This window comes from Nocardiopsis sp. MG754419 (assembly GCF_018207095.1).
Classification (GTDB): Bacteria; Actinomycetota; Actinomycetes; order Streptosporangiales; family Streptosporangiaceae; genus Nocardiopsis.
The window spans coordinates 1-9,543 of the sequence record NZ_QOCZ01000185.1 but is presented as its reverse complement, the minus strand read 5'-3'; the positions used below and the strand labels follow the sequence as shown (position 1 = coordinate 9,543).

The 9,543-nt window shown below is 72.3% G+C and carries 7 protein-coding genes and 1 pseudogene; 1 reads left to right on the top strand and 7 read right to left on the bottom strand.

The genetic code is table 11. From position 1 onward, the window contains the following. Positions 1–207 precede the first annotated feature (207 nt). From DSY14_RS24850 to DSY14_RS24825, 6 genes and pseudogenes are all read right to left on the bottom strand, one after another. Complete coding sequence (locus DSY14_RS24850; RefSeq protein WP_374224054.1) at positions 208–1,095, bottom strand: ABC transporter ATP-binding protein; 888 nt, start codon at positions 1,093–1,095, stop codon at positions 208–210. After that, a complete protein-coding gene (locus DSY14_RS24845; protein ID WP_211719043.1) occupies positions 1,092–2,183 on the bottom strand; it encodes an iron chelate uptake ABC transporter family permease subunit in 1,092 nt (363 codons plus the stop codon). The genes DSY14_RS24850 and DSY14_RS24845 overlap by 4 nt, the downstream gene beginning before the upstream one ends. Then, positions 2,180–3,199 (bottom strand): FecCD family ABC transporter permease, encoded by a 1,020-nt coding sequence (locus tag DSY14_RS24840; protein WP_374224053.1) that lies wholly within the window; start codon positions 3,197–3,199, stop codon positions 2,180–2,182. Before DSY14_RS24840 ends, DSY14_RS24845 begins: the two co-directional genes overlap by 4 nt. A 9-nt stretch (positions 3,200–3,208) precedes the next feature. Further along, positions 3,209–4,234 carry an iron-siderophore ABC transporter substrate-binding protein gene (locus DSY14_RS24835; RefSeq protein WP_211719041.1) on the bottom strand — a complete coding sequence of 342 codons (1,026 nt, stop codon included), beginning with the start codon at positions 4,232–4,234 and terminating at the stop codon, positions 3,209–3,211. A 402-nt stretch (positions 4,235–4,636) separates the two neighbouring features. Next, the gene (locus tag DSY14_RS24830) at positions 4,637–5,779 is read right to left on the bottom strand and encodes an NAD(P)/FAD-dependent oxidoreductase (protein WP_211719040.1); all 1,143 of its coding nucleotides are present in this window, start codon (positions 5,777–5,779) and stop codon (positions 4,637–4,639) included. 73 nt (positions 5,780–5,852) lie between these two features. Beyond that, a pseudogene (locus tag DSY14_RS24825) lies at positions 5,853–7,003 on the bottom strand (alpha-amylase family glycosyl hydrolase). 150 nt (positions 7,004–7,153) lie between these two features. Between DSY14_RS24825 and DSY14_RS24820 the strand changes: the two are divergent. Beyond that, positions 7,154–7,954, top strand: a complete 801-nt coding sequence (locus DSY14_RS24820; RefSeq protein WP_211719039.1) for a cyclase family protein — start codon at positions 7,154–7,156, stop codon at positions 7,952–7,954. 30 nt (positions 7,955–7,984) lie between these two features. Here the strand turns inward: DSY14_RS24820 and DSY14_RS24815 are convergent, their stop codons facing one another. Continuing rightward, a complete protein-coding gene (locus tag DSY14_RS24815; RefSeq protein WP_211719038.1) occupies positions 7,985–9,196 on the bottom strand; it encodes a PP2C family protein-serine/threonine phosphatase in 1,212 nt (403 codons plus the stop codon). Positions 9,197–9,543 lie beyond the last annotated feature (347 nt).

The window sequence follows — 9,543 nt, the reverse complement described above, 5'->3', positions numbered from 1 at the left end:
TATGACAAGCGGGCCGCGATCTTCGACGGGACCGTGCAGGTGGCCTCGATCCGGATCTGGCTCCGTGACCTGACCCGTTCAAAAAACAGTACCTAGCGCCGCAGCGGTGAACCCCTCGGGGACGTTCTTCCACCACAGGTGTGCGCCCCGCCGTGAGGCGCCCGCACCGGGACCGGAGCGAAGCGGAGGCCCCGGTGCGGGCGCCTCCTAGCCGACCCGGGCGCGGTCGGTCCCCTCGTGCGCTCCCCGGGCCCGGGCGGCCCCGTCCCGTTCCGTCCGGGGGTCGACGGGTCCCTGCGGCACCGCCCGTTCGTGCGGGATGACCAGGGGCGTGCGGGTGCGCGGGTCGGGGATCACGTCGCAGTCCAAGCCGAACACCGTGCGCACACGGGCGGCGGTGACCACGTCCTCGGGCGGTCCGTCGGCCACGATCTCCCCGTCGCGCATCATCACCAACCGGGTGGCGAACCGGGCCGCCTGCGCCAGGTCGTGCAGGACCGCCACCACGGTGCGGCCCTGCCGGTGCAGTTCGCCGAACAACTCCAACAGGTCGTACTGGTGGGCGATGTCCAGGAAGGTCGTGGGCTCGTCCAGCAGCAGCGTGGGGCTGTCCTGGGCCAGCACCATCGACACCCACGCGCGCTGGCGCTGTCCCCCCGAGAGCGCACCCACCTGGGTGTCGGCCAGGTCGGTCAGGCCGGTGAGCTCCAGGGCGGCGGCGATGGCCGTCTCGTCCTCGGGGCTCCACTGGCGCAGCAGGGTGTGGTGCGGGAAGCGGCCGCGCGCGGCCAGTGCCCGCACGGTGATGCCCTCGGGCGCCAGGGGGCTCTGCGGCAGCAGGGCCAACCTGCGGGCGACCGCCTTGGGGCGCTGGGAGCGCACGTCGGTTCCGTGCAGCAGGACCCGCCCCTCGGTCGGTCGGTTCACCCGGCCCAGCGCCTTGAGCAGGGTGGACTTGCCGCACCCGTTGGGCCCCACGATCACGACGAACTCGCCCTCTTCGACCCGAAGGTCCAGATCGCGCACGATCGGGTCGCCGCCGTAGCCGAGGGTGAGCGCCTCCGCGGACAACACCGGGGTGGATTCGCCGTTCACAGGGTTCCCTTTCGCCATTCGCGGATGAGCAGATAGCCCAGGTACACGCCGCCCAAGGCCATGGTGAACACGCCCACCGGAAGCCCGTCACCGAGGGGCAGTCGCTGCACGGCCAGGTCCGCGCAGACCAGCAACAGTGCGCCCACCACCGCGGACAACACCAGGTTCGGGCCGGGAACGCCGCTGAGCCGGCGGGCGATCTGGGGCGCGGTCAGGGAGATGAACGCGATGGGTCCGGCGACGCTCACGGCGGCCGCCGACAGCACCACCGACAGCACGACCGCCGCCGTCCGGGTGGTCGTGGCGCGGGCGCCGAGGGAGTCGGCGAGTTCGTCGCCCATCTCGTTGACGCCGACGGGGCCGGCCAGGGCCAGCACGAACGGCACGGCCAGGGCGACGGCCACCCAGATGGTGGCGGCGTGGTCCCAGGAGCGGGAGGCCAGGCTGCCGTTCACGTAGGAGGCCAGCACACTGGCCTGGTCACGGGCCATCACCGACACCACAAAGTGGGTGAACGCGGTGGCCATGGCGGCCACGCCGATGCCGGCGATGATGAGCCGACCGGGGTTGCGCAACCCGGTGCCGGTGACCAGGTACACCACGACGATGGCCAGGGACGCGCCGGCCAGCGCGCCCAGCGGGACCGGCACGATGCCGGGCAGCATGAGCGCGGCCACCGACGCGCCGGCGCCCGCGCCGGAGGCGAGCCCGATGACGTCGGGGCTGCCCAGGGGGTTGCGGGTCACCGACTGGAACAGGGCCCCGGCCAGCCCCAGGGCCACGCCGGTACCGGCGGCGACGACCAGTCGTGGTCCGCGCAGGCGTTCGAGGGCGAACAGGTGGGTGGCCTCGCCCTGCCCGCTCAGGGTGGCCGGGATCTGTGCGAGGGGGATGCCCAGACGCCCCAGGGTGAGGGTGGCGGCCGCCGCCGCGACGAGCACCACCAGTAGTACCAGGCCCATGACGACCGAGCGGAGATGGATCGGGACGGCGATCAGGCGGCCGATCCGCAGCACCCGCCCGGTGGGTGACGGAGTGCCCGCGGTCGCGGTGTCGGTGGGCGCGGGCCGCGCCAGGGTCCGGCTCATGTGGTCCCCTTCGTCCGGCGCAGGACGTACAGCAGCACCGGGGCGCCGACGAACGCGGTGACCACGCCGACCATCAACTCCATGGGCCGCACCACGGTCCGCCCGACCACGTCGGCGACCAGCAGCAGGGTGGGGCCGACCAGGACCGCGAAGGGCACCTGGAGGCGAAAGTCCACGCCCACCAGGGAGCGCACGACGTGCGGGACGGCCAGGCCGACGAAGGCGATGGGGCCGGCCGCGGCGGTGGCGCCGGCGGCCAGCAGGACCCCGGCGAACAGTCCGCCGGCACGGGTGACCGTGACGTTGGCGCCGGTGGCCACGGCCGCCTCGTCGCCCAGGGCGAGGGCGTTGAGTCCGCCCATGACGCACAGGGCGATGCACAGTCCGAGGCCCACGACCGGGAGCACCGCGACGACGACGTCCATGCCCCGGCCGGCCAGGGAGCCCACCACCCAGTAGCGGTAGCTGTCGAAGACGTCGGGCATACTGAGCGCGACCGCCTGCACGTAGGCGGTGAGCACGGCCGAGACGACGGCTCCGGCCAACAGCAGGCGGACCATACCGCCCCCGCGCGTGCCCACGGTGTAGGCGGCCAGCCCGGCCAGCAGGGCCCCCGGGAGCGCCCACCAGATCGAGCCCATGACGGAGGTGGGCCCGAGCAGGGCGGTCGCGGTGACCACACCGGCGGCGGCGCCCGCGTTCACCCCCAAAAGACCGGGGTCGGCCAGCGGGTTGCGGGTGATGCCCTGCATGAGCGTGCCCGCCAGCGCCAGGGCGGCACCGGCCACCACGCCGACGATCGTGCGGGGGATGCGGCTCTCCACCACGGTGACGGTGTAGGGGTCGGCGCCGCCGGTGAACACCCGCAGCACCTCCAGTGGGGGTGTGGGTCTACTGCCCGCGACGAGACTGAGCAGCACCGCCCCGGCCAGGACCACCACGCCCGCTCCCAACAGGAGCGAGGCGCGGACGGGCCCGGCCGTGGGCGGTGCCGTCGTGCGTGTCTTCACGTTCACCGGGTCGGATCAGTCGTCGAGCCGCGCGGAGGCCTCTTCGATGAGGGGCACGTAGCGGTCGATGACCCACGGGACGGTGAGCGGGTTGATCAGGGAGGAAGCGGTGACGAAGGCGTTGTCCTCGCTGGAGACCACGGCGTCCCGCTCGATCGCGGGGATGGCCGCGTACAGGTCCTGGTCCTCGATCTCGGCGCGGGACTCGGGGTCACTGTAGAAGGTGAAGATCAGGTCGCTGTCGGCGAGCTGGTCGGCGTTCTCCAAGCCGATGAGCGCGGAGTCGGTGCCCTCCGTCTCGGGGAAGGTCTCCACGACCGGATCGACCTCCAGGCCCAGGCCGCGGACCATGGCCACGCGCTGCTCGTCGGGCAGGAAGACGCCCAGGGTGCCGGGGCCGTCGGTGTAGATGTAGGAGAAGCTGAGGTCGGCGAACTCGGGGTGGTCGGCTGCGGTCTGCTCGAAGGTGTCCTCGATCTCGGTGATGAGACCGGCGGCCTCGTCGGGCTGCCCCAGCGCCGTGCCGATGGTCTCGATCTGCTGGTCCCACTCGGTGCTCCACGGCAGGTCGGGGTAGGCGACCGTGGGAGCGATGTCGTTGAGGATGTCGAAGTCCTCCTGGGTGATGCCGGACCAGGGGGCGAGGATGACGTCGGGGGCGAGTTCGATGATCGCCTCGAAGTCGATGTCGGTGGCGCCGGTGAACTGCTCGGGGAGCTCCTCACCGGACTCGGTGACGGCCTCGTGGATCCACGGGAGGTAGCCGGTGTCGTCGCTGCCCCACTCGTAGCTCTCGATCCCGACGGGGACGACGCCCAGCGCGATGGAGGTCTCGGCGGAGCCCTGGCCGAGGGTGACGACACGCTCGGGCTGCTCGGGGATCTCCGCGGTGCCCAGCGCGCTCTCGATCTCGACCGGGAAGGAGCCGTCGGCGGAGGTGGCTCCGCCGCCGTCACCGCCGTCGTCGCCGCAGGCCGCCAGACCCAGGGCCAGGGCCGCGGTGAGTCCGATACCGCCGACACGGCGCAGAGTGGGGTTCATGCTCACTGCTTTCTTCGTCACGGGAGTCGGCCGCGTCGTGCTCGACGGGTCGTTTTCGTACGGGGGACGCCCGAATCCGGGCAGCACGCACCACAGACAGATCAGGCCAAAACCGACCGGAACGAAGGTTAGTCTAACCTCACTTCCTCCTTATTCAAAAAATCTGAAGCCGCCGGACACCAGGTCCCCGTGGCCGGGCTCGCGCACATCACGTGCCCGGTGCGCCGGACCGCACCACGCGTCGAGGGGGTTGCGCCCGTCCCGGCACGTCCCGGCACGGGCGGTTCCTCGGAGGGACACAGGCGGGCGGTTCACCGGGGCCACCGGCGGACGGCGGCGACGTCGGGGCGGCGGACCGGGCGCCCGGCACTCGTGCACGGGCGCCCCGCGGATCGACGGTGTTCAGGGACGACGGTCGGTGAGCACGTTGCTCACCCCGCCCAGGTAACCGATGTACTGACGCGTGGCCAGGGCACTCGTCCGTTCACGCCCCAACAGGCGCGGCGGACCGAACCGCATGATCGCCTCCGCACCCGTGGCCAGGGTGACCGGCCCACGGCGGGACTGCTCGTAGCGGCGCAGGGCGCGGGCCGGGTCACGCTCGACGGCGTCCTCGGCGAGCACGCGGGTGAGCGCCCAAGCGTCCTCCAGTGCCTGGTCGGCACCCTGCGCGGTGGAGTGCGGGAAGGTGTGCGCGGCATCGCCCAGCAAGGTCGCCCCACCCACGCCCCACTCGCGTGGGACCCGGTGTCGCACGTGCTCGAAGAACGCGGGGGCCTCTTCGGCCTCGTGGTCCAGAACGGCGCGCACCCAGGGGTCGGACCAGTCACCGAACAGCTTGCGCAGCACGTCCATCGGGGACTCGGGACGGGGGATCTCGGGGCGCCAGCGCACGTCGAACCACCACTGGACCAGTCCGTCGCCGGCCGGCAGGATTCCGCACCGGCCCTGGCGTCCCTGGACCACCGCGCCGACCGTGCCGGTGGCCGCCTCCATCGGCACCTCGGTCATCGCCTGCCAGCTGGCCCAGCCGGTGGGGCGGGCGGGATCGCCGTCCCACAGGTCGCGCCGGGCCGCCGACCGCACGCCGTCGGCGCCCACCACGACGTCGCCGGTGGCGCTCGTCCCGTCCCCGAACAGGGCACTGACCGAGCCGTCGGGGTTCACACGCACCCGGGTGCAGACCCGCCCGTAGCGGACGGTGCGGTCGGGCAGGCCGTCGGAGAGCAGTGCCAGCAGGTCGCGCCGGGGCACGACGCGCGCCTCGAACCCGTAGCGTTCACGGACCGCGTCCACGTCGAGCGTGTAACGCACGCGCCCGGACGGGTCACGGTTCTCCAGTCCGTCCAGGCGGCGACCGATCCCGGAGACGTCGACCCCGACGCCCGCCAGGGCGGCCACCCCGTTGGGGTACAGGCCCAGCCCCGCCCCGTCGGTGCGGGGTGCGCTCGCCCGCTCGTGCACCTCGACCTCGTGACCCAGGTCGGTCAGACCACGGGCCAGGGCGAGCCCACCCACACCGGCACCGATGACGACGACTCTCATGAAAGCTCCCCACCCACTCGTTCGGCTGCCAACACCGTACTGACCGATCAGGCGTCGGTGGCGGGCGGAGGGGTCACGATCCGGCCGACCCGCGCTCTCCGCCGTAGAGGTGGACGCGCGACTCCCAGGGGCGCAGGGGGGGCGCGCACCCGGTCGGGCTCGGGGTGGCTGCCGATGAGCGTCCGCGACGTGGTCGCGACCGGTTCCTCCGTCAGGTCGAGCGGGGCCTCCTCGGCGCTCCGGTTGGCCGGCACCAGCAGGGTGCGGCCGTCGAGGGATCGGGTGCAGGCGAACACCCGGGGGTCGTCCTCCGGCAGCGGGGCGTAGCGACCGTGCACGATCACCGGGTGCTCCTCGCCGAGTGCGATGAGCCTTCGATAGTGGTGGAACACCATGTTCGGTTCGTGGTTGGCCGGGTGGGTGTGGACCCGGGCCTGGCGCACGTCCACCCCGGGCATCCCTCCGACGGTGAGCACGTCGCGGCCGGCGAAGACCTCCCCGTTCATCTCGTGCGGGAACTCGTGCAGCCGGGGTCCGTTGATGGCGTGGTCGGCGAACAGCCCGTGGTCGCCGACCACGGGCCCGTCCGGCGACCTCGGGTTCTTCGAGACGAAGCTGACGACGTCCATGCGGAAACCGTCGGCGCCCCGGTCCGGCCACCAACGGGCCACGTCGTGCACGGCCGCCCGTACCTGGGGGTTCTCCCAGTTCAGGTCGGGTTGGGAGGGGCTGAACAGGTGGAGGTGGTACTCGTCCCGCTCCGGATCACGGGTCCAGGCCGGCCCGGAGAACACCGAACCCCGGTTGTTGGGCGGACCGTCGTCCCGGCCGGGCCGCCGGAAGTAGAAGTCGGGCTGTTCGGGGTCGCCGGCGCGGGAGGCGGTGAACCAGGGGTGCCGGTCACCGGTGTGGTCGACCACGAGGTCCATCACCAAAGGCATGCCGCGCTCGTGCGGGCCGTCGCGGAACCGATCCCAGTCCTGGAGGGTGCCGAACCGGGGGTCGATGTCGGTGTGGTCGCTGATGTCGTACCCGTTGTCGTCCCTGGTCGAGGGGTGGACCGGAGACAGCCGGACCAGGTCCACCCCCAGGAGCGCGAGGTGGTCGAGCCTGTCGATGATCCCGGGCGGGTCACCGATCCCGTCACCGTCGCTGTCGTGGAAGCTGCTCGGGGAGATGGTGGACGACGCCGGACTTCCCCCACTCGGTGCCGGCCTCGGGCATGGGCTTCCTCCCCCACCGGACGACGCGCTCCCTTCCCTCGGTCCGGGTACCGCCGTGGGCGGTGAACGTCCGCCCGTCGCGCGAATCCGGTTGATCTTCGCCGGGCAGGCGGGATAATCCGAGTGCGACCCGATCTCGACAGGGGGACTCATGTGTCTGCACGGAACCGGTGAGACCGTACGCTCACGGACGGAAGGGGCCGCCCCCGGTGCCGCCCCGGTCGCGCCCCGACAGGCGTGGGCGTGGCCCACGGGTCGCGGACGCGTGGCGGACCTGAGCCACACCATCGCCCCCGACATGCCTTCCTGGGACGACGAGAAACCGACCCGAGCGTCCCTGGGCGAGCCCGTACCGGACGGCGCGTTCGGGTTCTACGTTCAGCGGTGGACCCTGACCGAGCACACCGGCACCCACCTGGACGCCCCCGGACACGTCATCGGCGGTGGGCGTCTGGTCCCCGACATCGCCCCCGAGGAACTGGTCGTCCCGGCGGCCGTGCTGGACATCCGGGAGCGCGCCGCGTCCGACCCCGACACCACGGTGGACGTGGAGGACGTCCTCGCGTTCGAACGCGCGCACGGGCCCATCCCCGAGGGGGCGGCGGTGCTCATGTGTTCGGGGTGGAGCGCCAAGTGGGCCGAGGGCGACGCGGCGGTCCGCGGTGTGTCCGAGGACGGCACCTGGCACTTCCCCGGTTTCTCCGCGCAGGCGTGCGCGTACCTGGTGGAGCGCCGGTCGGTGGCGGGTTTCGGGGTGGACACGTTGAGCACCGACCCGGGGAACTCCACCGACTTCGCCGCCCACGAGGTGGTCGGCCGGGCCGACCGTTGGGGGCTGGAGGCGCTGACGGGGCTGGACCGTCTACCACCCCTGGGAGCGGTGCTCACCGTGGGTGTGCTGCCGGGACTGGACGCCTCGGGCGGTCCGGCCCGCGTACTGGCCCACTGGTGATTCCTCCGCGCTCCCTCACACCGTGGCGGGTCAGTCCCGGGGGCGCGGAACGTTCGGGTCGGGCGTCCACTCCAGCAACATGATGGTGGCGTCGTCGCTGAATCGTCCGCGCTGGTGTGTGCGGATGGAGTGGATGAGGCGACGGAGCGTCTCCGGAGCGGGCTCGCCCGCGGAGGCGGCCCGGATGACGAAGTCGGTGAATCGTTCCAGGCCGAACATGTGGCCCTCGGCGTCGTGCGCCTCGATGACCCCGTCGGTGTAGAGCAGCACACGGTCACCGGGTTCCAGGGCGAAGTGGTGGACGGTGCGCGGCGGGAGGTCGGGGACGACGCCGTCGAGGCCGAGCGGGAGTTCGGGAGGGCGGTCCATGGCCCCCTCCACCAGACGCCGGCCGCGGACGAGCAGCGGCGCCGGATGGGCGCAGTTGGCCCAGGAGAACAACCCCGTGGACAGGTCCAGGTCGGCGAAGACCGCCGTGCAGAAGCGCTCGGGCAACCAGGTGAGCAGGGCCTTCTCGACGTTCTCGGTGAGTTCGTCCAGGTCTGCCCCGTTGCGGCGGGCGCTGCGCGCCCCGGCCATGGCCACCGACGCGGTGAGCCCCGAGGCGAGGTCGTGCCCCATCGCGTCCAGGATGACGGCGTGCAGGGTGTCCCGGGTGATCGAGTGGTCGAAGGCGTCGCCGCCCAGGTCGTAGGCGGGTTCGAGGACGGCGGTGGAGACCCCGCGCCGGGTGCCGAGGGTGCGCGGGGGAAGGAAGGCCCGCAGCATCTCGGTGCGCAGCTGCACCGAGCGGGTGCGGGTGCGGCGGACGTAGGTGTCGCTGTAGGCCCGTTTGGAGGTGATGACCAGCCCCAACAGCGCGGCGAGGGTCTGGCACCGGCGGAGCGTGGGCTCGTCCAGCAGCGGGGCGCGGATGTGCAGGACGCCCATGCGGTCGGCACCGTCCTTGAGGGGCAGCCAGAGACTGAGTTCCTCGGCGCCGCCCTCGACGAGTCGCAGGGTGTCGTGCCGGTAGGCCTCCCCGGCGACGGTGGTGTCGATGTCGAGGATGGGGCCGCCCGTGAGCGGAACCAGAAGGTGTTGTTGCAGGTCCACGAGGTGCACCGTGATCTTGCCGAGGCCGATGGCGTGGCCGTAGCGTTCGGCGGCCTCCAGGACCTCGATCGGTCCGCACGCGTGCACGGACCGGACCAGTTCCTCGAAGAGGAGTTCACTCTCGCTGAGCGGGGTCACACCGTCCATGCCTCCTCCTCCCGACGGTCTTCAGTCTCACACCCCGACTCCGCGACGCGCAGCGTCCGCGCTCGCGTGTCCCCGACCAGGTCGCGGCGGCCCGCACTCCCCGTTCGTCAACTTTGATTGACTTCCAGCGATGGTCAACCTAGATTGACTTTTGTGGGGCGGAGACCGACCGCGCCCTCGGGAGGAGAACACCATGAGCACCGCCTTCGACGGCCCATCGAACGGCCGCACGGACGTGCCCGGGCTTCCGGGGAGGGGGCCACGACAGGGCGAGGACCTCGACCTCGGTCACGGTCGTGCCCCCGGCGAGGACACGGCGCACCACCCACCCCGGCCCGCGCGCCGGG

What these genes read in the sequence shown, in the direction of transcription:
- DSY14_RS24815 (WP_211719038.1), bottom strand. Translation starts at nt 9,196, where the DNA reads ATGGACGGTGTGACCCCGCTCAGCGAGAGTGAACTCCTCTTCGAGGAA.
- DSY14_RS24845 (WP_211719043.1), bottom strand. Translation starts at nt 2,183, where the DNA reads ATGAGCCGGACCCTGGCGCGGCCCGCGCCCACCGACACCGCGACCGCG.
- DSY14_RS24830 (WP_211719040.1), bottom strand. Translation starts at nt 5,779, where the DNA reads ATGAGAGTCGTCGTCATCGGTGCCGGTGTGGGTGGGCTCGCCCTGGCC.
- DSY14_RS24835 (WP_211719041.1), bottom strand. Translation starts at nt 4,234, where the DNA reads ATGAACCCCACTCTGCGCCGTGTCGGCGGTATCGGACTCACCGCGGCC.
- DSY14_RS24820 (WP_211719039.1), top strand. Translation starts at nt 7,154, where the DNA reads ATGTGTCTGCACGGAACCGGTGAGACCGTACGCTCACGGACGGAAGGG.